18 protein-coding genes and 3 rRNA genes are annotated in these 23288 nt (G+C 70.6%); 14 read left to right on the top strand and 7 right to left on the bottom strand.

Annotated elements, in window-relative coordinates:
- The first annotated feature begins 34 nt into the window (after nt 1–34).
- Both F0L17_RS04650 and F0L17_RS04645 read left to right on the top strand, forming a co-directional pair.
- Nucleotides 35–1006 carry an SPFH domain-containing protein gene (locus tag F0L17_RS04650; RefSeq protein ID WP_155070076.1) on the top strand — a complete coding sequence of 324 codons (972 nt, stop codon included), beginning with the start codon at nt 35–37 and terminating at the stop codon, nt 1004–1006.
- Between the two features lie 143 nt (nt 1007–1149).
- A complete protein-coding gene (locus F0L17_RS04645; RefSeq protein WP_155070075.1) occupies nt 1150–1917 on the top strand; it encodes a sulfite exporter TauE/SafE family protein in 768 nt (255 codons plus the stop codon).
- Nucleotides 1918–1967: 50 nt separating this feature from the next.
- On the opposite strand, the gene F0L17_RS04640 is transcribed toward F0L17_RS04645, so the two are convergent.
- The 3 genes from F0L17_RS04640 to F0L17_RS04630 form a co-directional block, all read right to left on the bottom strand.
- Nucleotides 1968–2516 (bottom strand): HNH endonuclease, encoded by a 549-nt coding sequence (locus F0L17_RS04640; protein WP_155070074.1) that lies wholly within the window; start codon nt 2514–2516, stop codon nt 1968–1970.
- A gap of 296 nt (nt 2517–2812) precedes the next feature.
- On the bottom strand, nt 2813–3352 hold the full coding sequence (locus F0L17_RS04635) for a YbhB/YbcL family Raf kinase inhibitor-like protein (protein WP_162465791.1): 540 nt from the start codon (nt 3350–3352) through the stop codon (nt 2813–2815).
- 132 nt (nt 3353–3484) lie between these two features.
- A complete protein-coding gene (locus tag F0L17_RS04630; protein ID WP_155070073.1) occupies nt 3485–4267 on the bottom strand; it encodes a sporulation protein in 783 nt (260 codons plus the stop codon).
- A 140-nt stretch (nt 4268–4407) separates the two neighbouring features.
- Between F0L17_RS04630 and F0L17_RS04625 the strand changes: the two genes are divergently transcribed.
- The 6 genes from F0L17_RS04625 (at nt 4408) to F0L17_RS04600 (ending at nt 12715) form a co-directional block, all read left to right on the top strand.
- Nucleotides 4408–5079: a DNA-3-methyladenine glycosylase gene (locus F0L17_RS04625; RefSeq protein ID WP_162465790.1), complete on the top strand. Its 672-nt coding sequence runs from the start codon at nt 4408–4410 to the stop codon at nt 5077–5079.
- Nucleotides 5080–5513: 434 nt separating this feature from the next.
- Nucleotides 5514–7041: ribosomal RNA gene (locus tag F0L17_RS04620) — 16S ribosomal RNA — on the top strand.
- A 336-nt stretch (nt 7042–7377) separates the two neighbouring features.
- Nucleotides 7378–10501 (top strand): 23S ribosomal RNA (locus F0L17_RS04615).
- Nucleotides 10502–10610: 109 nt separating this feature from the next.
- Nucleotides 10611–10727, top strand: a 5S ribosomal RNA gene (gene rrf / locus F0L17_RS04610).
- Together the 16S, 23S and 5S rRNA genes form the textbook arrangement of a ribosomal RNA operon.
- 180 nt (nt 10728–10907) lie before the next feature.
- A complete protein-coding gene (locus tag F0L17_RS27985) occupies nt 10908–11846 on the top strand; it encodes a hypothetical protein (protein WP_155070071.1) in 939 nt (312 codons plus the stop codon).
- A 50-nt stretch (nt 11847–11896) separates the two neighbouring features.
- A complete protein-coding gene (locus tag F0L17_RS04600) occupies nt 11897–12715 on the top strand; it encodes a tetratricopeptide repeat protein (RefSeq protein WP_338017946.1) in 819 nt (272 codons plus the stop codon).
- 132 nt (nt 12716–12847) lie between these two features.
- Here F0L17_RS04600 and F0L17_RS04595 read toward each other — a convergent pair whose 3' ends face one another.
- Nucleotides 12848–14173, bottom strand: a complete 1326-nt coding sequence (locus F0L17_RS04595) for a DUF1015 domain-containing protein (RefSeq protein WP_155070070.1) — start codon at nt 14171–14173, stop codon at nt 12848–12850.
- Nucleotides 14174–14248: 75 nt separating this feature from the next.
- Here F0L17_RS04595 and F0L17_RS04590 point away from each other — a divergent pair, with 75 nt between their 5' ends.
- Nucleotides 14249–15313, top strand: coding sequence for an HAD hydrolase-like protein (locus F0L17_RS04590; protein WP_155070069.1), 1065 nt, complete (start codon nt 14249–14251; stop codon nt 15311–15313).
- Between the two features lie 70 nt (nt 15314–15383).
- Here the strand turns inward: F0L17_RS04590 and F0L17_RS04585 are convergent, their stop codons facing one another.
- Nucleotides 15384–16127 (bottom strand): class I SAM-dependent methyltransferase, encoded by a 744-nt coding sequence (locus F0L17_RS04585; RefSeq protein WP_155070068.1) that lies wholly within the window; start codon nt 16125–16127, stop codon nt 15384–15386.
- 118 nt (nt 16128–16245) lie between these two features.
- Nucleotides 16246–16593 (bottom strand): sterol-binding protein, encoded by a 348-nt coding sequence (locus tag F0L17_RS04580; protein ID WP_155070067.1) that lies wholly within the window; start codon nt 16591–16593, stop codon nt 16246–16248.
- 86 nt (nt 16594–16679) lie between these two features.
- Here F0L17_RS04580 and F0L17_RS04575 point away from each other — a divergent pair, with 86 nt between their 5' ends.
- The 5 genes from F0L17_RS04575 to F0L17_RS04555 all read left to right on the top strand — a co-directional run bounded on the left by F0L17_RS04575 (nt 16680) and on the right by F0L17_RS04555 (nt 22034).
- Entirely contained in the window at nt 16680–17027 is a 348-nt protein-coding gene (locus tag F0L17_RS04575) for a hypothetical protein (protein ID WP_155070066.1), read from the top strand.
- 7 nt (nt 17028–17034) lie between these two features.
- Complete coding sequence (locus F0L17_RS04570) at nt 17035–17865, top strand: TlyA family rRNA (cytidine-2'-O)-methyltransferase (RefSeq protein WP_162465789.1); 831 nt, start codon at nt 17035–17037, stop codon at nt 17863–17865.
- A 101-nt stretch (nt 17866–17966) separates the two neighbouring features.
- Complete coding sequence (locus F0L17_RS04565) at nt 17967–18854, top strand: NAD kinase (RefSeq protein ID WP_155073145.1); 888 nt, start codon at nt 17967–17969, stop codon at nt 18852–18854.
- Between the two features lie 62 nt (nt 18855–18916).
- The gene (recN, locus tag F0L17_RS04560; protein ID WP_155070065.1) at nt 18917–20668 is read left to right on the top strand and encodes a DNA repair protein RecN; all 1752 of its coding nucleotides are present in this window, start codon (nt 18917–18919) and stop codon (nt 20666–20668) included.
- Nucleotides 20669–20852: 184 nt separating this feature from the next.
- Nucleotides 20853–22034, top strand: a complete 1182-nt coding sequence (locus F0L17_RS04555; RefSeq protein WP_162465788.1) for a glycosyltransferase — start codon at nt 20853–20855, stop codon at nt 22032–22034.
- Nucleotides 22035–22092: 58 nt separating this feature from the next.
- Here F0L17_RS04555 and F0L17_RS04550 read toward each other — a convergent pair whose 3' ends face one another.
- Nucleotides 22093–23133 (bottom strand): substrate-binding domain-containing protein, encoded by a 1041-nt coding sequence (locus tag F0L17_RS04550; RefSeq protein WP_162465787.1) that lies wholly within the window; start codon nt 23131–23133, stop codon nt 22093–22095.
- Between the last annotated feature and the right edge of the window lie 155 nt (nt 23134–23288).

Raw genomic sequence — 23288 nt, 5'->3', positions numbered from 1 at the left:
AGCGTGAAATCCTAGGGACGCAGGGGGAGCCACGATGGACGCCATCATCATCGTGCTGATCATCCTGGTGGTGCTGGTATTCATCGCACTCATCAAGACGATCCAGGTCATTCCGCAGGCCAGTGCCGCGATCGTCGAGCGCTTCGGCCGCTACACCCGGACGCTGAACGCGGGCCTCAACATCGTGGTCCCGTTCATCGACACCATCCGCAACCGCATCGACCTGCGTGAACAGGTCGTCCCCTTCCCGCCGCAGCCGGTGATCACCCAGGACAACCTGGTGGTGAACATCGACACGGTCATCTACTACCAGGTCACCGACGCCCGGGCCGCGACCTACGAGGTCGCCAGCTACATCCAGGCCATCGAGCAGCTCACCGTCACCACCCTGCGCAACATCATCGGCGGCATGGACCTGGAGCGCACCCTCACCTCCCGTGAGGAGATCAACGCCGCGCTCCGCGGCGTCCTGGACGAGGCCACCGGCAAGTGGGGCATCCGCGTCAACCGCGTCGAACTCAAGGCGATCGAGCCCCCGACCTCCATCCAGGACTCGATGGAGAAGCAGATGCGCGCCGACCGCGACAAGCGCGCCGCGATCCTCCAGGCCGAAGGCGTCAGGCAGTCCCAGATCCTCACCGCCGAGGGCGAGAAGCAGTCCTCCATCCTGCGCGCCGAGGGTGAGGCCAAGGCCGCCGCACTGCGCGCCGAGGGCGAGGCCCAGGCCATCCGCACCGTCTTCGAGTCCATCCACGCGGGCGACCCCGACCAGAAGCTGCTGGCCTACCAGTACCTCCAGATGCTCCCGAAGATCGCCGAGGGCGACGCCAACAAGCTCTGGATCGTGCCCAGCGAGATCGGCGACGCCCTCAAGGGCCTCGGCGGCGCGTTCGGCAACCTGGGCAACGCCTCCACCGTCCCCACCACGCCGACGGCCCCCTCCGGCGACGGCGGCAACGGACGCTCCGACCTGACCAAGCGCCGCGAGCAGCCCCCCATCGACTGACCCGGCCCGCCCTCCGGCCCCCGCGTTCCGGCCGCGGCGCACGACGCCACCCGCGTACGACACCGCACCCGGACGCACACGACCGACGCCCCTCGGGCATGATCGGTGCACTGGACACCGACCGGCCGCGAGGGGCGTCGCGCATGAACATCTGGGAAGCAGTGGCCGTCTGCGCGGCCGGAATAGGCGCGGGCACCATCAACACGATCGTCGGATCGGGAACCCTGATCACCTTCCCGGTCCTCCTCGCGGTCGGACTGTCCCCGGTGACCGCGAACGTCTCCAACGCGCTGGGCCTGGTGCCCGGTTCCATCAGCGGTGCCATCGGCTACCGCCGCGAACTGCGCGGTCAACGCGACCGCGTGCTGCGGCTGAGCGGCGCGGCCCTCGTCGGGGCGCTGGTCGGAGCCGCCCTGCTGATCATGCTGCCGTCCTCGGCGTTCGACATGATCGTCCCCGTTCTCATCGGACTGGCCCTGGTGCTCGTCATCGTCCAGCCCCGCCTGTCCCGGGCCGTCCAGCGTCGCCGCGAACGCAACGGGACCGCCGGACACCCCCATGGCGGGCCCGTCCTCCTCGGCGGGATGACCGTGGCCAGCGCGTACGGTGGCTACTTCGGCGCCGCCCAGGGCGTGATCTACCTGGCCCTGATGGGGTTGCTCATCCGCGACGACCTGCAACGCATCAACGCCGTCAAGAACATCCTCGGCGCCGTCGTCAACGGCACCGCCGCCGTGTTCTTCCTCTTCGTCGCCGACTTCGACTGGACGGCCGTCCTGCTCATCGCGATCGGTTCGACGATCGGGGGCCAGCTCGGCGCCCGACTGGGACGCAAGCTGCCGCCGGCCGCCCTCCGCGCGGTCATCGTGGGGGTCGGAACGGTGGCGATCCTCCAGCTCGTACTGGGCTGAGGCCGTCGAAGACCCGCCGCGGACACCGACCGACCACCGCGCCGACCCGTTCAGGCCGCCGAGGGAACCGACACCCCCGAGGTCGCCGGCCCCGCCGGGACGGCCGGCGAGAGCCACTCCGGCAACGCCTCACCGTCCCGCAGCTCCAGCGCCAGCACCAACGCGTCCGCCGGAGTCGGCTCGAACGGCTGCACGAGCAGTCGCATCCCGGCCTGCGCGGGAGTGCGGTCGGCCTTGCGGTGATTGTCCTGCGCACACGCCGCGACCGTGTTCAGCCAGGTGTCGCCGCCCCCGTGCGAGCGCGGAACGATGTGGTCCACCGTGGTCGCGCGCCGCCCGCAGTAGGCGCACCGGTACCCGTCCCGCACGAGCACACCGCGCCGCGACCACGGCGCCCGTTGTCGGAACGGCACCCGCACGAACCTGCGGAGCCTGATCACCTGCGGTACCGGGAGGTCCACCTGCGCCGCGCGCACGCGCAACCCGGGATGCGACTGCTCCACAACGGCCTTGCCCCGCATGACCAGCACCACCGCACGCCGCAGCGACACCGTCGACAGCGGCTCGAAACCGGCGTTGAGCACCAACGTCCGACGCATTCCGCCCACCTCCGGACGACCAGGCCCCGCCCCCGCGGCGAGGTGGCACCACTGTGCCGCTGCCCGACTGGGTGAACAACGCAATTTCCCCGGCCTGTACGGCGGGTGCCGCGGGGCGTACGGCCGGATGACGGCCCGCGGAAGACCTCGCGAACCGGGGTGGCGCCGGGGAAGGGGGCGGGGGAGGAAGGGGAGAGTGGGCGGGGCGCGTGTACGAGGCGGCCGTCCGGCGGGCAACGGGACGAAACCCCCCACCGGACGGCGCGGGACGGACGGACCTCGGTGCCCGTCCGTGCTCAACCCTGCGCGGGCACCTCGTACACGCCGATCAGCTGGGCACGCGCCAACGTGTGGAACCGCAGGTTGAACCCCACCACGGCGGGTGACGCGTCCGTGTCCACCCCCAGCTTCTCGGTGTCCACGGCGTACACCGTGAAGACGTAGCGGTGCGGGCCGTCCCCGGGCGGCGGGGCCGCACCGCCGAAGTCCCGGGTGCCGTAGTCGTTGCGCACGTGTACCGCGCCCTCGGGCAGCCCCCTCATCTCGCCGGTGCCGGCGCCGGCGGGCAACTCCGTCACGGCCGCCGGGATGTCGAACACCGACCAGTGCCAGAAACCGCTGCCGGTCGGCGCGTCCGGGTCGAAGCAGGTGACGGCGAAGCTCTTCGTCCCCTCCGGGAACCCCTCCCACCGCAGGTGCGGGGAGGTGTTGCCCTCGGCGTGCACCTGGTCGGGCTTGAGTCGAGCGCCTTCGGACACGTCGTCGCTGACGACCGTGAAGGACGGCACCGGCGGGTGGAAGGCGTGGGGGAGAGGGGGCCGCTTCTCCTCGGTCACGTCGGAAAACCTCCTCGGTAGCGTGACATCGCTGCACGGGCCAGCCTAACGATCCCCCTCCCCGTCCCGTCCGTCGTCCGCTCCGCCCACCCGACACGCCGTCCCGCGCGTCGGAGGGGCGGAGGCCGTCGCTCAGAACCAGTTCCGCTTGCCGCCGACCTCGGCCAGCCACTGGTTGAGGTAGGCGACCCAGTCGGTCTGCCGGAAGTTCGACAGCCCCACGGTGAAGGAGCGGTAGGTGTCGCTGCCCTCGGAGAACAGTCCCGGCTTCTTGTCCATCTCCAGCACGACGTCCATCTCGTGCTCGCCCGCGACGAAGCTCAACTCCACCTGGTTGAGCCCGCGGTACTGCTGCGGGGCGAGGAACTCGATCTCCTGGTAGAAGGGCAGCTTCTGCCGCGTGCCGCGGATGTGCCCCTGTTCCATGTCCGCGCTCTTGAAACGGAACCCGAGGGCGCCGAAGGCGTCGAGGATCGCCTGCTGAGCGGGGAGAGGGTGGACGTTCACCGGGTCGAGGTCACCGGAGTCCACGGCCTTCGCGATGGCCAGCTCCGTCGTCACACCGATGTTCATCCCGGTCAGGTGCCGTCCCATGAACATCGTGATCGGGGTCTCCCACGGCACCTCCAGGCCGAACGGCACCGTGTGCACCGCTCCCGGCTGGAGTTCGAAGGCGCCACCGAGCGGCATGCGGTGGAACTCGACGTTCCGGGTGTACTCCTCCTCGCCGCTCTCGACCTCGACCTTGGCCTGGAGGCCGACCGACAGGCCCTGGATCTCCTGGGCCACCGATCCGCCCTGGATGCGGACCTCGCCCTGGACGACACCGCCCGGCACCACGTTCGGTTCGGTCAGCACCGTCTCCACTGACGCACCGCCGATGCCCACGCTCGCGAACAGCTTCTTGAAACCCATCTTCTTCCTCCCCCAGGCCCGGCATCGGCCTGTGTGTGACGTCGATGTCTGAAAACGCACGCGGTCCGCCGGACGGTTCCGTGCGACGGAGGCCGCTTGCCGCCGGTCGCCGTCCGACGGTTGCACTACGCTCGATCGGCGTGATGGCCGACCAAGACCGTAAGCCCCTGCCGCGCGACTTCTTCGACCGGCCTGTCCTGGAGGTCGCGCCGGACCTGCTCGGACGTGTCCTGGTCCGCGCGACCGACGACGGGCCGATCGAACTGCGTCTGACCGAGGTCGAGGCGTACGCGGGGCGGATCGACCCCGGATCGCACGCCTATCGGGGGCGCACCGAACGCAACGCCGTCATGTTCGGCCCGCCCGGTCACGCCTACGTCTACTTCACCTACGGCATGTGGCACTGCCTGAACCTGGTCTGTGACGAGGAGGGCACCGCGAGCGGTGTGCTGTTGCGCGCCGGTGAGGTGCTGAGCGGCCACGAGCACGCGCGCAGACGTCGCCCCAAGGCACGGAAGGACAGTGAACTCGCCAAGGGACCCGCCCGTCTGGCCACGGCCCTGGGGGTGGACCGGATTCTCAACGGGATCGACGTCTGTGGGGACGACCCCGGTGCCCCTCTCCGGGTCCTGGCCGGCGCTCCCGTGCCGGCGGACCGCGTGAGTGCGGGGCCGCGCACGGGGGTGGGAGGCGAGGGAGCGCTCCACCCGTGGCGCTACTGGATCACCGGTGATCCCTCCGTGAGCCCGTACCGAGCACACCAACCACGTCGACGCAAGACCACGCTTGACGCGGGGGCGTCCGACGTCTAACGTGGGACGAGCCGCTGGAACGGGACGAGATCCACGGCGACCGCACAGGTCGCGTGAGAGAGGCCCGGAGCGGACAACACCACTCACGGACTCCCCGGTCGGGGGTCGTTTCCGTCGCATGAGAACTGCTGGGAAACCGACTCGAATGGCTCGATTATGAGCCGCCGGAAACATCCGCTAAAGTGGTGGACACACCGAAGGGAAGCGCCCGGAGGGGCCCCGGGAAGGGGTGCCGATGGAAGCGTCCGTTCCTTGAGAACTCAACAGCGTGCCAAAAGTCAACGCCAGATATGTTGATACCCCGTCGTCGGAACCGGTCGGTTCCGGTGATGTGGTTCCTTTGAAACACACAGCGAGGACGCTGTGCGCCCCGGGATCATTCCTCCCGGTGGCGCCGCTCCCCGCGGATGTGACCCCCGGAGTACCGGGAAGCATTCACGGAGAGTTTGATCCTGGCTCAGGACGAACGCTGGCGGCGTGCTTAACACATGCAAGTCGAACGATGAACCTCCTTCGGGAGGGGATTAGTGGCGAACGGGTGAGTAACACGTGGGCAATCTGCCCTGCACTCTGGGATAACTCCGGGAAACCGGAGCTAATACCGGATACGACCATCGCGGGCATCCGTGGTGGTGGAAAGCTCCGGCGGTGCAGGATGAGCCCGCGGCCTATCAGCTGGTTGGTGGGGTGACGGCCCACCAAGGCGACGACGGGTAGCCGGCCTGAGAGGGCGACCGGCCACACTGGGACTGAGACACGGCCCAGACTCCTACGGGAGGCAGCAGTGGGGAATATTGCACAATGGGCGCAAGCCTGATGCAGCGACGCCGCGTGAGGGATGACGGCCTTCGGGTTGTAAACCTCTTTCAGCAGGGAAGAAGCGCGAGTGACGGTACCTGCAGAAGAAGCACCGGCTAACTACGTGCCAGCAGCCGCGGTAATACGTAGGGTGCGAGCGTTGTCCGGAATTATTGGGCGTAAAGAGCTCGTAGGCGGCCTGTCGCGTCGGATGTGAAAGCCCGGGGCTTAACTCCGGGTCTGCATTCGATACGGGCAGGCTAGAGTTCGGTAGGGGAGATCGGAATTCCTGGTGTAGCGGTGAAATGCGCAGATATCAGGAGGAACACCGGTGGCGAAGGCGGATCTCTGGGCCGATACTGACGCTGAGGAGCGAAAGCGTGGGGAGCGAACAGGATTAGATACCCTGGTAGTCCACGCCGTAAACGTTGGGCACTAGGTGTGGGCGGCATTCCACGTCGTCCGTGCCGCAGCTAACGCATTAAGTGCCCCGCCTGGGGAGTACGGCCGCAAGGCTAAAACTCAAAGGAATTGACGGGGGCCCGCACAAGCGGCGGAGCATGTGGCTTAATTCGACGCAACGCGAAGAACCTTACCAAGGCTTGACATACATCGGAAAGCTCTGGAGACAGAGCCCCCCTTGTGGTCGGTGTACAGGTGGTGCATGGCTGTCGTCAGCTCGTGTCGTGAGATGTTGGGTTAAGTCCCGCAACGAGCGCAACCCTTGTTCTGTGTTGCCAGCATGCCTTTCGGGGTGATGGGGACTCACAGGAGACTGCCGGGGTCAACTCGGAGGAAGGTGGGGACGACGTCAAGTCATCATGCCCCTTATGTCTTGGGCTGCACACGTGCTACAATGGCCGGTACAATGAGCTGCGATGCCGTGAGGTGGAGCGAATCTCAAAAAGCCGGTCTCAGTTCGGATTGGGGTCTGCAACTCGACCCCATGAAGTCGGAGTCGCTAGTAATCGCAGATCAGCATTGCTGCGGTGAATACGTTCCCGGGCCTTGTACACACCGCCCGTCACGTCACGAAAGTCGGTAACACCCGAAGCCGGTGGCCCAACCCCTTGTGGGAGGGAATCGTCGAAGGTGGGACTGGCGATTGGGACGAAGTCGTAACAAGGTAGCCGTACCGGAAGGTGCGGCTGGATCACCTCCTTTCTAAGGAGCATTCTCGGCCGGTCGTCTTCGGGCGCCGGTCCAGAGGCCACTGCGCAGACGCGTGTTCTGCGGTGGTTGCTCGTGGGTGGAACGTTGACTAGTCGGTGCTCGTGGTGGGTTCGTCTCTTCCAGTACTGCTCGGTCTCTCTTCGGAGGGGTGGGCGTGGAACGGAGAGGTGGGCGGCCGTGGGTGTCGGGCGCGCTGTTGGGTGTCTGAGGGTGCGGCCGTGAGGTCGTGGTTCCCTTGGGTTCCGGACCCGGTGTACTCGCCCGTGGGGTGGGGTGACAGTGGGCCGGTCGTTGTTTGAGAACTGCACAGTGGACGCGAGCATCTGTGGCCAAGTTTTTAAGGGCGCACGGTGGATGCCTTGGCACCAGGAACCGATGAAGGACGTGGGAGGCCGCGATAGGCCCCGGGGAGCTGTCAACCGAGCTGTGATCCGGGGGTGTCCGAATGGGGAAACCCGGCAGTCGTCATGGGCTGTCACCCGCTGCTGAACACATAGGCAGTGTGGAGGGAACGCGGGGAAGTGAAACATCTCAGTACCCGCAGGAAGAGAAGACAACCGTGATTCCGGGAGTAGTGGCGAGCGAAACCGGATGAGGCCAAACCGTTCACGTGTGAGACCCGGCAGGGGTTGCGTGTGCGGGGTTGTGGGAGTTCTCTTCGGTCGTCTGCCGGCGGCCGGACGAGTCAGAAACCGTATGGATAGGCGAAGGGCATGCGAAAGGCCCGGCGTAGAGGGTAAGACCCCCGTAGTCGAAATCTGTGCGGCTCGTTTGAGGACCACCCAAGTAGCACGGGGCCCGAGAAATCCCGTGTGAATCCGGCGGGACCACCCGTCAAGCCTAAATATTCCCTGGTGACCGATAGCGGATAGTACCGTGAGGGAATGGTGAAAAGTACCGCGGGAGCGGAGTGAAATAGTACCTGAAACCGTGTGCCTACAAGCCGTGGGAGCGTCGCCGTGAGTGCTTGCACTTGCGGTCGTGACTGCGTGCCTTTTGAAGAATGAGCCTGCGAGTTTGCGGTATGTTGCGAGGTTAACCCGTGTGGGGGAGCCGTAGCGAAAGCGAGTCCGAACAGGGCGATTGAGTAGCGTGCCCAAGACCCGAAGCGGAGTGATCTAGCCATGGGCAGGGTGAAGCGGCTGTAAGAGGTCGTGGAGGCCCGAACCCACCAGGGTTGAAAACCTGGGGGATGACCTGTGGTTAGGGGTGAAAGGCCAATCAAACTCCGTGATAGCTGGTTCTCCCCGAAATGCATTTAGGTGCAGCGTCGTGTGTTGCTTGCCGGAGGTAGAGCACTGGATAGGCGATGGGCCCTACCGGGTTACTGACCTTAGCCAAACTCCGAATGCCGGTAAGTGGTAAGCGCGGCAGTGAGACTGTGGGGGATAAGCTCCATGGTCGAGAGGGAAACAGCCCAGAGCATCGACTAAGGCCCCCAAGCGTGTGCTAAGTGGGAAAGGATGTGGAGTCGCAGAGACAACCAGGAGGTTGGCTTAGAAGCAGCCATCCTTGAAAGAGTGCGTAATAGCTCACTGGTCAAGTGATTCCGCGCCGACAATGTAGCGGGGCTCAAGCACACCGCCGACGTCGTGTCATCGGCACAGTAACCTCCAACGAGGGTGTCGATGGGTAGGGGAGCGTCGTGTGCCGGGTGAAGCAGCCGTGGAAGCGAGTTGTGGACGGTACACGAGTGAGAATGCAGGCATGAGTAGCGATACAGGAGTGGGAAACTCCTGCGCCGATTGACCAAGGGTTCCTGGGTCAAGCTGATCTGCCCAGGGTAAGTCGGGACCTAAGGCGAGGCCGACAGGCGTAGTCGATGGACAACCGGTTGATATTCCGGTACCCGCTGTGGAGCGCAAGGGCCGAGCCCGGTGATGCTAAGTCCGTGAAGCCCTCTCGTGCCTTCGGGTGCGGGGTGTGGTGGAGCCGACGGTCCGATCCGGTAGTAGGTGAGTGATGGGGTGACGCAGGAAGGTAGTCCAGCCCGGGCGGTGGTTGTCCCGGGGTAAGGGTGTAGCCCGAGGGGTAGGTAAATCCGTCCCTCGTGTAGGGGTGAGACCCGATGCCGAGCCGATGGTGGCGAAGTGGATGATCCTATGCTGTCGAGAAAAGCCTCTAGCGAGTTGCACGGCGGCCCGTACCCCAAACCGACTCAGGTGGTCTGGTAGAGAATACCGAGGCGTTCGGGTGAACTATGGTTAAGGAACTCGGCAAAATGCCCCCGTAACTTCGGGAGAAGGGGGGCCATGTCTGGTGACGAGTCTTGCACTCCGAGCCGGGTGTGGCCGCAGAGACCAGCGAGAAGCGACTGTTTACTAAAAACACAGGTCCGTGCGAAGCCGTAAGGCGAGGTATACGGACTGACGCCTGCCCGGTGCTGGAACGTTAAGGGGACCGGTTAGTGGTGCTTCGGTACCGCGAAGCTGAGAACTTAAGCGCCAGTAAACGGCGGTGGTAACTATAACCATCCTAAGGTAGCGAAATTCCTTGTCGGGTAAGTTCCGACCTGCACGAATGGCGTAACGACTTCTCGACTGTCTCAACCATAGGCCCGGTGAAATTGCACTACGAGTAAAGATGCTCGTTTCGCGCAGCAGGACGGAAAGACCCCGGGACCTTTACTACAGCTTGATATTGGTGTTCGGTTCGGCTTGTGTAGGATAGGTGGGAGCCGGTGAAGCATGCACGCCAGTGTGTGTGGAGGCGTTGTTGAAATACCACTCTGGTCGTGCTGGATGTCTAACCCGGGTCCGTGATCCGGATCGGGGACAGTGTCTGGTGGGTAGTTTAACTGGGGCGGTTGCCTCCCAAAGGGTAACGGAGGCGCCCAAAGGTTCCCTCAGCCTGGTTGGTCATCAGGTGGTGAGTGTAAGTGCACAAGGGAGCTTGACTGTGAGACTGACGGGTCGAGCAGGTGCGAAAGCAGGGACTAGTGATCCGGCGGTGGCTTGTGGAAGCGCCGTCGCTCAACGGATAAAAGGTACCCCGGGGATAACAGGCTGATCTTCCCCAAGAGTCCATATCGACGGGATGGTTTGGCACCTCGATGTCGGCTCGTCGCATCCTGGGGCTGGAGTCGGTCCCAAGGGTTGGGCTGTTCGCCCATTAAAGCGGTACGCGAGCTGGGTTTAGAACGTCGTGAGACAGTTCGGTCCCTATCCGCTGTGCGCGTAGGAGTCTTGAGAAGGGCTGTCCCTAGTACGAGAGGACCGGGACGGACGAACCTCTGGTGTGCCAGTTGTTCTGCCAAGGGCATGGCTGGTTGGCTACGTTCGGGAGGGATAACCGCTGAAAGCATCTAAGCGGGAAGCCTGCTTCGAGATGAGGACTCCCACCCCGTTTCAGGGGGTAAGGCTCCCGGGAGACGACCGGGTTGATAGGCCGGAGATGGAAGCTTCGTGAGGGGTGGAGTCGACCGGTACTAATAGGCCGAGGGCTTGACCGTAGATGCTCGCGTCCACTGTGTGGGTTCTGAGACCACGACCGGTTTCTCCGGATTTTCGAGGTTTCCAATTGAACAGTGTGCTTGTTCGCTAGGAACACTCGGATGGTGTTTCGGTGGTCATGGCGAGAGGGAAACGCCCGGTTACATTCCGAACCCGGAAGCTAAGCCTTTCAGCGCCGATGGTACTGCATGGGGGACCGTGTGGGAGAGTAGGACGCCGCCGAACAATTTTTGAAGGGCCCTTGGTCCCAGCGTACATGCTGGGACCAAGGGCCCTTTTGCTTTTGTGTCCGAGAATCTCCGCATTCGACAATGAACGTGTACCACCCCATGACAGGAGCCACAGCGATGCCCAATCCACCCGAGGAACAGTCCGGCAGGCCCGACAGGCCGCGACACCAGGGCAGTGGCGGGAGGCGAGACGGCTTCCGTCGCGACGAGCATCGAGGCGACCGTCGTGGGGACCGGTCCCCGTACCGGCGTGATGACCGTCGTGACGAGCGGGGGGACCGTGGGGATCGTCCGCGTGGGTTCCGTCGTGATGACGAGCGTGGTGAGCGGGGTGGTTTCCGGCGGGATGATCGCTCCTCGTACCGGCGGGACGACCGGCCCTCGTACCGGCGGGATGACCGGCCCTCGTACCGGCGGGATGACCGGGATCGTGGTCCGGGGCAGGGACGTGGTGAGCGGCGGGACTTCCGCCGTGATGACGAGCGGGGTGGTTTCCGGCGGGACGACCGGCCCTCCTACCGGCGTGACGATCGTCGGGATGACCGGCGTGACGACCGGCGGGACGATCGGTCGAGGGGGCCGCGTAGGGACGACGACCGAGGGCGGCGCCCCTACGGTCAGGGCGGCGGCCGGGGCCGCGACGACCGGCGTGATGACCGTCGTGACGAGCGGGGGGACCGTGGGGATCGTCCGCGTGGGTTCCGTCGTGATGACGAGCGTGGTGAGCGGGGTGGTTTCCGGCGGGATGATCGCTCCTCGTACCGGCGGGATGACCGGCCCTCGTACCGGCGGGATGACCGGGATCGTGGTCCGGGGCAGGGACGTGGTGAGCGGCGGGACTTCCGCCGTGATGACGAGCGGGGTGGTTTCCGGCGGGACGACCGGCCCTCCTACCGGCGTGACGATCGTCGGGACGACCGGCGTGACGACCGGCGGGACGATCGGTCGAGGGGGCCGCGTAGGGACGACGACCGAGGGCGGCGCCCCTACGGTCAGGGCGGCGGCCGGGGCCGCGACGACCGGGGTGGCTACCGCGGGCAGCGGGACGGCGGCCGTGCCGGCCACCGGCAGGACGACCGCCGGCGTGACCGAGGTCAGGAACGGGAGGCGCTGAAGCGTCTGCCGATCCCGGAGGACATCACCGGGGACGAGCTGGACAAGGACGTGCGGCAGGAACTGATGAGCCTGCCCAAGACGCTCGCCGTGGACGTCGCCAGGAACCTCGTCATGGTGGCGAAGCTGCTGGACGAGGACCCGGAGCAGGCGTACGGCTACGCGAAGGTCGCGCTGCGGTTGGCGTCCCGGGTCGCCGCGGTGCGCGAGGCCGCCGGGTTCGCCGCCTACGGCGTCGGCAAGTACGCCGAGGCACTGGCCGAGTTCCGCGCGGCCCGTCGGATGACCGGCTCCTCTCACCTGTGGCCCGTGATGGCCGACTGCGAGCGGGGCCTGGGCCGTCCGGAGAAGGCCCTCGCCATGGCGGGCGAACCCGAGGTGCAGAGGCTCGACAAGGCGGGCCAGGTGGAGATGCGGCTGGTCGCGGCCGGAGCGCGTCGCGACATGGGGCAGGCCGAAGCCGCCGTGGTCACCCTCCAGAGCCCCGAGCTGGCCTCGAACTCCGCCCAGCCGTGGACGGCGCGCCTGCGGTACGCGTACGCCGACGCCCTGCTCGCCGTGGGACGTGAGGAGGAGGCCCGCGAGTGGTTCGCCAGGGCTCTCGAGTCCGACCAGGGTGGGATGACCGACGCCTCGGACCGGCTGGCCCAACTGGACGGGGTGGAGTTCGTGGACGCGCTCGACCCGGACGCGGAGGACACCGACCTGCCGGTCAACGACGCGCCGGCGGAAGACCCCGGCGACGGCGACGGGGAGGCCCGGAAGGGCGGTCCGCAGGAGCCTCCGCTCGGTGGGGCGACGGCCCCGGCCGAAGCCGAGGATTCCGATGGGCGCGTGGGCGGTGCGGACGAGGCGGACGACAACCGCTGAGGACGCGACCGCCGAGGACGTTCCCCCGAGGTGCCAAGGACGGCGTGATGTGACCAGGAGGGCGGGCCCGTCGACACGGCGGGCCCGCCCTCCTCGGCTCTCCGGGGCGGGCGGCCCCGGGCCGTCGGCTGTTCAGCCGCCCGTCCCCGCGCCCCGGTGGCCGTCCTCCAGCGCGCGCAGCACCAGCCCGGTGGCCGGTTTGGGGCCGAAGGACGTCGACTTGCGCGGCATGGTGACGCCCAGCCGGGCCAGTTCGCGGACGGTGTCCTCGGCGACCGCGCGCATCAGCACCGCCGAACCGCCTCGCCGCTCGGCCTGTTCCACGGCCGCGTCCGCGTCGTGGAGGTAGCCGATCTCCGAAGGACGGTCCGGCACCCGCCAGACGGCGCCCAGCAGGGTGGAGTGGAGCACCGTGGCGTCCAGCCGCCGCCACCGCTCCGGCCGGTCGTCGCGGACGGTGCGGGCGAGCAGGGCGGGGTCGGGGGCGTGGAGCAGGCGGAAGGTGCCGTCGCCGGCCAGCAGGAAGGCGTTGCCGGGCACGGACTCCAGGGCCCGCAGGGCGCGCGGCAGGGGGCCGTCGACCGTGCGGACGCGGAAGGCGCCGCCCAGCCGGGCGAGTGCGTCGGACGGCGGTATGCCGTACAGCACCCGGTGGATGGGCTGTACCCGCAGCGGGTGACGGGCGGTGTCGACCAGCAGCACCAGGCCGTGGTCCCAGAAGTCGCCGCCGGCCCCGTCGCGTCCGGGTTCGCCGTGCTCGGCCCTCAGCCGCAGATAGGTGGCCCAGCGGTGGTGCCCGTCGGCGATGAGGGCCTGACGGCGGGAGAGGTCGCGGTCGGCCTCGGCGAGCTCGTCGGGGTCGGTGACCGCCCAGAGCCGGTGCGAGAAGCCGTCCTCGGTGGTCGTGGAGAGCAGCGGAGGGCCGGCGGTGGCGCGCTCGACGACGGCGGTGGCGCCGGTCGCGGTGCCGTCGCCGCGGTAGGAGAGCAGCAGCGGTTCGAGGTTGGCGGCGGTCTCGCGCATCAGGGCCGCGCGGTCCTCGACGACCTCCGGCATCACGTCCTCGTGCGGCAGGACGACGCCCTCCTCCGGCGGGGTCAGCCGCAGGGCGCCGATCAGGCCGCGCTGGAGGACGTCGCCGCGGCGCTGCTCGTACACGTACAGGGCCGGGCGGAGATCGCGGACGAGGACGCCCTCGGCCTCCCAACCGCGCAGGGTCTCCGCCGCCTGGCGGTGGCGGGTCGTGGGGTCGGCGGACTCCGGGAGGATCAGCCGGACGATGTTGTACGGGTCGGCGGTTCGGAGGTGGCGCAGGCCGTCGGGGCGCACGACGACGTCGTACGGGGGCGAGGTCACGGCGGCGAGGCTGCCGACCCGGTCGGGGGCGTAGCGCAGGCCGCGGAAGGGGACGAGACGGAGGCCACCGGAGGGGTGGTCGGGGCCCGGGGTACGCAGCATTGGTGCATGTTATGTCCCCGGTGCGGAGTGGGGGATGATCGGGGGAGCACGACCGGCGCGAGGAGCGGCAAGACGATGACGACGGCAGGATCCCACCGCCCGATACGCACCCGGCCCGAGGGCTGCGGGAGCCCGTTGAGCGGGGTGTACGACACCGCACTGCTGGATCTGGACGGGGTGGTCTACGCGGGCGGCGAGGCCGTGGAGCACGCGGTCGGGGCGCTGGCGGCGGCCCGGGAGGCCGGGATGCGGTCGGCGTACGTGACGAACAACGCCGCGCGCACCCCCGTCACCGTCGCCGAGCACCTCACCCGGCTCGGGGTGCCTGCGGACCCGGAGGAGGTGGTCACCTCGGCTCAGGCGGTGGCACGGATGATCGCCGAGGAGCTGCCGCCGGGGGCGCGGGTGCTGTGCGTGGGCGCCGAGGGCCTGGTGGTGGCGCTGCGCGAGCGCGGTCTGGAACCGGTGGAGTCGGCGGACGACGACCCGGTGGCGGTCGTACAGGGGTACGGCGGCCCGGAGATGCCCTGGGGACGGTTGGCGGAGGCGGCCATCGCGGTGGGGCGCGGACTGCCGTGGTTCGCGTCCAACACGGACCTGACCATCCCCAGCGGTCGAGGCATCGCCCCGGGCAACGGCGCGGCCGTCGAGGTGGTGCGGATCGCGACGCGGTGGATGCGTCCGGCGCCCGAGCCGAGGGTGGCCGGCAAGCCGCTGCCGCCGATGCACCGGGAGACCATCCTGCGGACGGGCGCGCGGCGGCCGCTGGTGGTCGGGGACCGGCTGGACACCGACATCGAGGGCGCCCACGCGGGCGGCGTGGACTCGCTGCTGGTGCTCACCGGGGTGACGGACGCGGCGCAGCTGCTCCGGGCCCGCCCCGAGCACCGGCCGACGTACGTGGCGGCCGATCTGCGGGCGCTGCACCGGCCGCAGCCCGAGGTGGCGGGGGACGGGGACGGCGGGTTCGCGTGCGGCGGCTGGACGGCCTCGGTACGCGGCGCCGCCCTGGTGCTGGCGGGCGGGGGCCCCGACCCGGTGGACGGGCTGCGGGCGCTGTGCGCGGCGGCGTGGACCGAGGCCGGGGCGGGCACGTGCCGCGCCGAGACGGACAGGGCACTCTCGGCGCTCGGACTGTGAGACGGCTTCCGGCGGCTCCGGTCGGTACCGTCCGGGCCGGTGCGGGCACGTGCCCGGACCGGCGGTCGCGTCAGCGGACGGTGACGCTCGCGGCGGCGACGTAGGCCTCCTCGACCGTCCCGTCCGGGAAGAGCCGCGCCAGTCGTTCCCGCTCCTCGTCGAGGACGGCGGCGGCGCGCTCCCGACCGAGCACGAGGAGGTGGGACTGGCTGGCGAGGTTGGCCAGGTGGGTCTCCAGGGGCACCCGACGGGACCAGCGGACCCGCCGCACGGCGAAGTCCGGCCCGGAGGGCAGGGACCGCACGCGCTCCTCCCGCGCCGTGTCCTCGTCGATGCCGAGGGAGCGGCGCAGTCGGTCGGCCTGGTCGGCGATCCAGGGAACGGACTCGTCGGAGTCGTTGCGCAGCACGGCCAGGGCGCCGCCGGGACGCAGGACGCGCAGGGCCTCGGGCACCGACCGGTCCGGGTCGGTCCAGTGCCAGGCCTGGGCGTAGGTGACCAGGTCGACGGAGGCGGCGGCCAGGGGGAGTCGGTCGCCGTCGCCGTGCACGAGCGGGACGTCGGGCAGAGCACGGCGGAACTCGGCGGCCATGCCGGCCCCCGGCTCCACGGCGACGACGCGGGCGCCGCGGGCGCGCAGCAGGGCGGTGAGGATGCCGGTACCGGCGCCGACGTCCGCGATCCGAGCGCCGGCGAGGGGGCGGCCGGACAGCTCCTCGACGGCGTCCAGCAGGCCGGCCGGGTAGGAGGGGCGGTTCGCGGCGTAGAGGGCGGCGGCCCTGTCGAACGAGCGGGCGCGGGAAGTGGTCGTCATGCGGCCATCATCGTCCGGTGCCGTCCGGTCCGCACCGGTTCCGGGTGTCCCGCGGTCCGCTCCGCCCGGGTGCCCCCGAGGCCCGGGGCCGTGGCGGCGGGCGTCGGAGCAGTGGGCGTCAGAGCAGCGAGCGGAGCCTCATCAGGTCCCGCAGTCCCGCCTCCAACCGCACCCTGCCCCGGGCCCAGGCACGGGCGAACTCCAGCCTGCCCTCCACCAGGGAGACGAGGTCGTCGCCGGCCATCGCCAGCCTGACCTGGGCGCGTTCGGAGGGCGGTCCGGGTTCGACGGCCATGTCCTCGATGCGTCCGTGGACGAGCCGACCGGTGAAGGTGGTGTCCAGATCGGTGAGGTGGCAGCTGATCGAGCGTTCCAGGGCGGTGGCCCCGCGCACGTCGTCGTTCGCCTCGGCGAGGTTCCTCGCCAGTCGTTCGAGGGCCTTGCGGCACTGCTCCGTGGTCGCCATCGCCTTACGACGGTACCGCAGGAGGGGGTGTCCAAGAAGGGAGTGCCCGCCGCCGTGGAGGGTGCCGCTCGGGTAGCGTCGGGGGCATGGACGAGCCGATGTCCGGCAGGACGCCGGAGACGGGACCACGGCCGCGGACGGCGGTGCGGCCCGGAGCGGAGAGCGGGTCGGTCGCGGAGGTCCCGAGGCCTTCGGGACCGGGGGGCACCGCGCCCGGTGACGGGCCCCGCCCCCTGGGGGTGGAGGTGACCCCCACCGGGCACGCCGGGGTCGACGCCGGGCTGCGCCGCCTGGCGGACGCCGACCACCTCGCCGTCTCCGGTCACCTGGAGGTGTACGAGGATGTGCACCGCGGTCTGCGTGACATCCTGACCGCGCTCGACCGGCGACCCGGGCCCCCCGAGCCCGGCGCACCGCACGACCCCGGGAGCTGAACCGTACGTGGCAGCGTCACGAAACCAGCGCGGCCGGCGCAGCCGGCTCGACGCCGAACTGGTGCGCCGCAACCTGGCCCGCTCGCGTGAGCACGCGGGCCGGCTGATAGCCGCGGGGCGGGTCGCCGTCGGCGGCGCCACCGCGTCCAAACCCGCCACCCAGGTGGAGACCGGTGCGGCCATCGTGGTGACCGAGGACGTCGGCGACCCGGACTACGTCTCGCGCGGCGGACACAAGCTGGCCGGCGCCCTGGAGGCGTTCACCCCGCGCGGTCTGACCGTGGCCGGGCGGCGGGCGTTGGACGCCGGGGCCTCCACCGGCGGCTTCACCGACGTCCTGCTGCGCGCCGGTGCCGCGCGGGTCGTCGCGGTCGACGTCGGCTACGGGCAGTTGGCCTGGTCGCTGCGGAGCGACGAGCGGGTGGTGGTGAAGGACCGCACCAACGTGCGGGACCTGACCTTGGAGGAGATCGGCGGCGAACCGGTGGACCTCGTCGTCGGCGACCTGTCCTTCATCCCGCTCGGCCTGGTGCTGCCCGCCCTGGCGCGCTGTGCCGCGCCCGGCGCCGACCTGGTGCTGATGGTCAAGCCACAGTTCGAGGTGGGCCGGGAGCGGCTGGGCAGCGGGGGCGTGGTCCGCAGCCCGGCGCTGCGCGCCGAGGCGGTCCGCACCGTCGCCGGCCAGGCCTTCGGGCTGGGGTTCGGCGTGCTCGGGGTGACCGCCAGTCCGCTCCCGGGCCCCTCGGGTAACGTCGAGTACTTCCTGTGGCTGCGGGCCGGGGCGCCCGAGCTCGACCCAGCCGATGTCGACCGAGCCGTGGCGGAGGGTCCCCAGTGACGACACGGAGCACGCACAGCGCACGGAACGGGCGGCAGAACGCCCGGCTCGGCGGGAACGCCGCCCGCACCGGTGACGCGTCCGGTGCCGAGCGGACCGTCCTGCTGCTCACCCACACCGGCCGTCCCGCCGCGATCCGCAGCGCCGAACTCGTCGTCCAGGGGCTGCTGCGCAACGGCATCGGCGCTCGGGTGCCGGTGGACGAGGCGGCCGACCTGTCGCTGCCGTCGTCGGTGGAGACGGTCGAGGCCGCCGACGAGGGCCACGGGGACGTGGTCGAGGGCTGCGAGCTGATCGTGGTGCTCGGCGGCGACGGGACGCTGTTGCGCGGCGCCGAGTTCGCCCGTGCCTCGGGCGTGCCGATGCTGGGCGTCAATCTCGGCCGGGTCGGTTTCCTCGCCGAGGCCGAGCGCGACGATCTGGACAAGGTGGTGCGTCGGGTCGCCACGCGCTCCTACGAGGTCGAGGAGCGGATGACCCTGGACGTCCTCGTCCGCAACAACGGGGCCGTCGTGCACCGTGACTGGGCGCTGAACGAGGCGTCGGTGGAGAAGGCCGCCCGCGAGCGGATGCTGGAGGTCGTCGCGGAGGTCGACGGCCGTCCCGTCTCCCGCTTCGGCTGCGACGGCGTCGTGTGTGCCACGCCGACCGGTTCCACCGCCTACGCCTTCTCCGCCGGCGGCCCGGTGGTCTGGCCGGAGGTCGAGGCGCTGCTGATGGTGCCCATCAGCGCCCACGCGCTGTTCGCCAAGCCGCTGGTGACCACCCCCGAATCGGTGCTGGCCGTGGAGGTGCAGCCGCAGACCCCGAACGGCGTCCTGTGGTGCGACGGACGACGCACCGTGGAGCTGCCGGCCGGGGCCCGGGTGGAGGTGCGACGCGGCAAGGTGCCGGTGAGGTTGGCCCGGCTGCACCACGCGTCGTTCACCGACCGCCTGGTGGCCAAGTTCGCCCTCCCGGTGGCCGGTTGGCGCGGAGCGCCCCGGTAGCGTGCCTCCGGGACGGGGCCCGGGCCCGCACCGCGAGTGGGGATCCGGCGGCGGAACCTCGTATGGTCGTATCCGTGTTGGAGGAGATGCGGATTCGGGCCCTGGGCGTGATCGATGACGCCGTCGTCGAGCTGTCCCCCGGCTTCACCGCGGTGACCGGCGAGACCGGCGCGGGCAAGACCATGGTCGTCACCAGTCTGGGGCTGCTGCTCGGCGGCCGCGCGGACGCCGCCCTGGTGCGGGCCGGTGCGAGGGCCGCCGTGGTGGAGGGCCGGATCCAGCTCCCACCCGGAGCCCCGGCGCTGCGGCGGGCCGAGGAAGCCGGCGCGGAGCTGGACGACGGGGCGCTGCTGGTCAGCCGGACGGTCTCGGCCGAGGGGCGCTCGCGCGCCCACGTCGGCGGCCGCTCGGCGCCCGTCGGGCTGCTGGCGGAGCTGGGCGAGGACCTGGTGGCCGTGCACGGGCAGACCGACCAGCAGGGGCTGCTGCGCCCGGCCCGGCAGCGCGAGGCGCTGGACCGGTACGCGGGCGAGGCGGTCTCCGTCCCCCTCGCGGAGTACACCGAGGCGTACCGGCGGCTGCGCGAGGTCCGCGCCCGGCTGGAGGAGCTGACGACCCGCGCCCGTGAGCGCGCCCAGGAGGCCGATCTGCTGCGCTTTGGGCTGGAGGAGATCGCCGCCACCGAGCCCCGGCCCGGCGAGGACGCCGAGCTGGCCGCCGAGGCCGAGCGTCTGGGACACGCCGAGGCCCTGGCATCGGCCGCCGCCACCGCCCACGGCGCCCTGGTCGGCGATCCGGCCGACCCCGAGGCCGTGGACGCCACCGCGCTGGTCGCGGGCGCCCAGCGGGCCCTGGAGGCCGTGCGGTCGCACGACCCGGCGCTGGCGGCGTTGGCCGACCGGCTGGGCGAGGTGGGCATCCTGCTCGCGGACGTCGCCGGTGAACTGGCCGGTTACGCCGACGACCTGGACGCCGACCCGCTGCGGCTGGCGGCGGTCGAGGAGCGGCGGGCCGCCCTGGCCCACCTGACCCGCAAGTACGGCGAGGACGTCACCGCCGTGCTGGCCTGGGCCGAGGAGAGCGCCACGCGGTTGACGGAGCTGGAGGGCGACGACGAGCGGATCGACGCCCTGGCCGCCGAGCGCGACGAATTGCGGGCCCGGCTCTCCGGCCTCGCACAGCGGCTGACGGACGCGCGGAAGGAGGCGGCCAAGCGGTTCGCCGACGCCGTCACCGCCGAGCTGGCCGAGCTGGCCATGCCGTACGCCCGCGTCACCGTGGAACTGCGGCAGCACGAGACCGCCGACGAGGACGCGGGGATCGAGGTGGACGGTCGGTCGGTCACCTTCGGTCCGCACGGGGTGGACGACGTCGAGCTGCTGCTCGCCCCGCACCCCGGCGCCCCGCCCCGTCCGATCGCCAAGGGTGCCTCGGGCGGTGAGCTGTCCAGGGTGATGCTCGCGGTGGAGGTCGTCTTCGCGGGCACCGCCCCGGTGCCGACGTACCTCTTCGACGAGGTGGACGCCGGCGTCGGCGGCAAGGCGGCCGTCGAGGTCGGCCGGCGTCTGGCGCGGCTGGCGAAGTCGGCTCAGGTCGTGGTGGTCACCCATCTTCCGCAGGTCGCCGCGTTCGCCGACCGTCATCTGGTGGTGGAGAAGACCTCCGACGGCTCGGTGACGCGCAGCGGGGTGAAGACGCTCCGGGACGACGAGCGGGTGCGGGAGCTGTCCCGGATGCTGGCCGGGCAGGAGGACTCCGAACTCGCCCGCGCCCACGCCGAGGAACTGCTGGAGACGGCGCGGGCCGGTATCTGAGGTCCCTCGGGCCGGGGAGCCGGGAGCCCCGCCGGGGTCCGCCGGGGTCCGCCGGGGTTTTCACGGCGCGAACGGCGTGGCGCGGGGGCCGCGAGTGGCATCCTGGACGCGGCACACCGTGCCCCCCGCGGCCCGGGCCGTCCCGGGCCGTCCACGAGTTTCGACCCAGGAGCCCGACGCCCCCGTGAGCAGTCCACCGGCCCCGCCGCGCGGCCGACCGTCCCTGCACGTGGTGCAGGTGATCGGCGGCCGCAGCGCCCGTGTCCTGGCCCATGTGCGTTCCCTGGCGGCCGGAATGACCGCGCGCGGGCTGCGGGTGACCGTCTGTGCCCCGAGCGGCACCGACCGGGACCACGGCTTCACCGCCGCCGGCGCTCGCTTCGTGGCCCTGACCGGCCGCACGGACGCGGAGACGGTCACGGTGTTGCGCGCGGTGTGCGCGGACGCCGACGTGGTGCACGCCCACGGGTTGCGGGGCGGTGCGCCCACCGTCCTGGCGCTGTGCGGACGGCACCGGGCGCCGTTGGTGGTCACCTGGCACGCCCGGGCCCAGTCCGTGGGGGTGCGGGCCCGGTTGACGCGGCTGGTGGAACGCCGGGTGGTGCGGTCCGCCCGGGTGGTGCTCGGCACCACCTCCGACCTGGTGGACCGGGCCCGTCGCCACGGTGCCCGCGACGCCCGGCTGACTCCGGTGTCGCCGGCCGTGCCGCGCGCCGGCTCCGGCGGCCCGCCGGACCTCCCCCTCCCCGCGCCCCTCCCCGCGCGTGGTCGGGGGCCGGCGGACGGGGCGGAGGTGGAGCGGGAGAAGAAGCGCGCCGAACTCGGTGTCACCGGACGCCCGTTGGTCGTCTCCGTCGGCCGTCTCGTGCCCCGACAGGGCCACTCCACGCTGCTGACCGCCTCCCGCGCCTGGCGCCGGCTCGACCCGCCACCGCTGCTGGCCGTCGTCGGGGAGGGGCCCGAGCGTCCGGTGCTGCAGCGCCGCATCGAGGCCGAGGACCTGCCCGTACGGTTGCTGGGGCGACGCGAGGACGCGCTGGAGCTGCCGGCGATCGCCGACGTCGTGGTGCTGCCCGCGCGCTGGGAGGGCCGGGCGCTGGTGGCGCAGGAGGCGTTGCGGGCGGGGGTGCCGCTGGTGGCGACCGCGGTGGGCGGCGTGCCCGAACTGGTGGGCGACGCGGCGTTGTTGGTGCCCTATGGCGACGCGGACGCGCTGGCGGACGCGGTGGCCGGATTGCTGGCCGATTCCCGACTGCGGCGCCGGTTGGCCCGGGCCGGGCGTGCCCAGGCGGCCACCTGGCCCAGTGAGGACGAGACCGTGGCCCAGACGTTGAGCCTGTACGACGAGCTGGTGCAGGGCTCCTGACGGTCCTGACGGCCCTGACGCGCCGCCACCGGTCGGGCGGGCCGCGCCCGGGGTCGGGTCAGCTGGAGTCGCGCACGATCAGCCGGGCCGGGGTGACCACCGGGGCCGGCGGTTCCTCGCGCGGGGCTCCGTCGGCGCCCAGTCCCAGCCGCCGCAGCAGCAGGCCCGCCATCATCCGGCCCATCTCCTGGACGTCCTGACGCACGGTGGTCAGCGCGGGATCGGCCCAGGCGGCCGGCTCCAGGTCGTCGTAGCCGACGACCGCGATGTCCTCGGGCACCCGACGGCCTCGGGCGCGCAGTGTCCGCAGCGCGCCCGAGGCCATCAGGTCGCTGCCGGCGAACACGGCGTCCAGGTCGGGGGAGCGGTCCAGCAGTTCGGCCATGGCGCGTTCGCCGCCCTCGGCGGTGAAGTCCCCGTGGGCGACCAGCGCGGGGTCCGCCTCGGTGACGCCCAGGGCGTCGAGGTAGCCGTCGAGCCGGTCCTGGGCGGAGGTCTGGTCCAGCGGGCCGGTGATCACGGCGATCCGTCGCCGTCCGCGCTCCAGCAGGTGCTCCACCGCCTGTCGGGCGCCGCCGCGGTTGTCGGTGTCCACGTACAGCAGATCGGGGTCGGTCTCGGCGCCGGGCCAGCCCGGCCGTCCGCCGAAGACCGTCGGCAGTCCGGAGACGGCGGCCATCGACGGCAGCGGATCGTCGCGGTGCAGCGAGAACATCAGCGCGCCGTCCACGTGCCCGCCCGCCAGGTAGCGGCCGATGCGGTCGTAGTCGGTGCGGCCCTCCAGCAGCAGGAGCAGCAGCTGCGTGTCGCAGGCGGACAGCTCGCGGCTGATGCCGCGCAGCTGCTGGGCGAAGAAGGGGTCGGAGAACACCCGGGTCTCCGGTTCGGCGATCACCACGGCGACCGCCCCCGTGCGGCGCGTGACCAGGCTGCGGGCCGCGCTGTTGGGCACGTAGCCGAGTTCGGCCACGGCCGCCTGGACCCGGTCGCGCAGGGCCTTGCGGACGCCGGCGCCCCCGTTGACCACGCGCGACACGGTGGCCCGGGACACCCCGGCGTGGGCGGCGACCGCTTCGAGGGTGGGTCTGGGACCGTGCACGACGCAACTCCTTCTCTCGCGGGTTCCTGACGCTACCCCCGGTGGGAAACGATCTGCGGAGACGTCCATGAGAGCGCTCCCACCGCTGTCGTCCCCCTCCGGGTACGGGCCCGGCCCCGCCCCCGAAGGAGGAGCGGGGCCGGGCCCGGCGCGGC

The sequence above is a fragment of the Streptomyces taklimakanensis genome, assembly GCF_009709575.1.
GTDB classification, from domain to species: Bacteria; Actinomycetota; Actinomycetes; order Streptomycetales; family Streptomycetaceae; genus Streptomyces; species Streptomyces taklimakanensis.
Note: the sequence above shows the minus strand (reverse complement) of the source record. Positions and strands in the feature narration are given on the sequence as shown.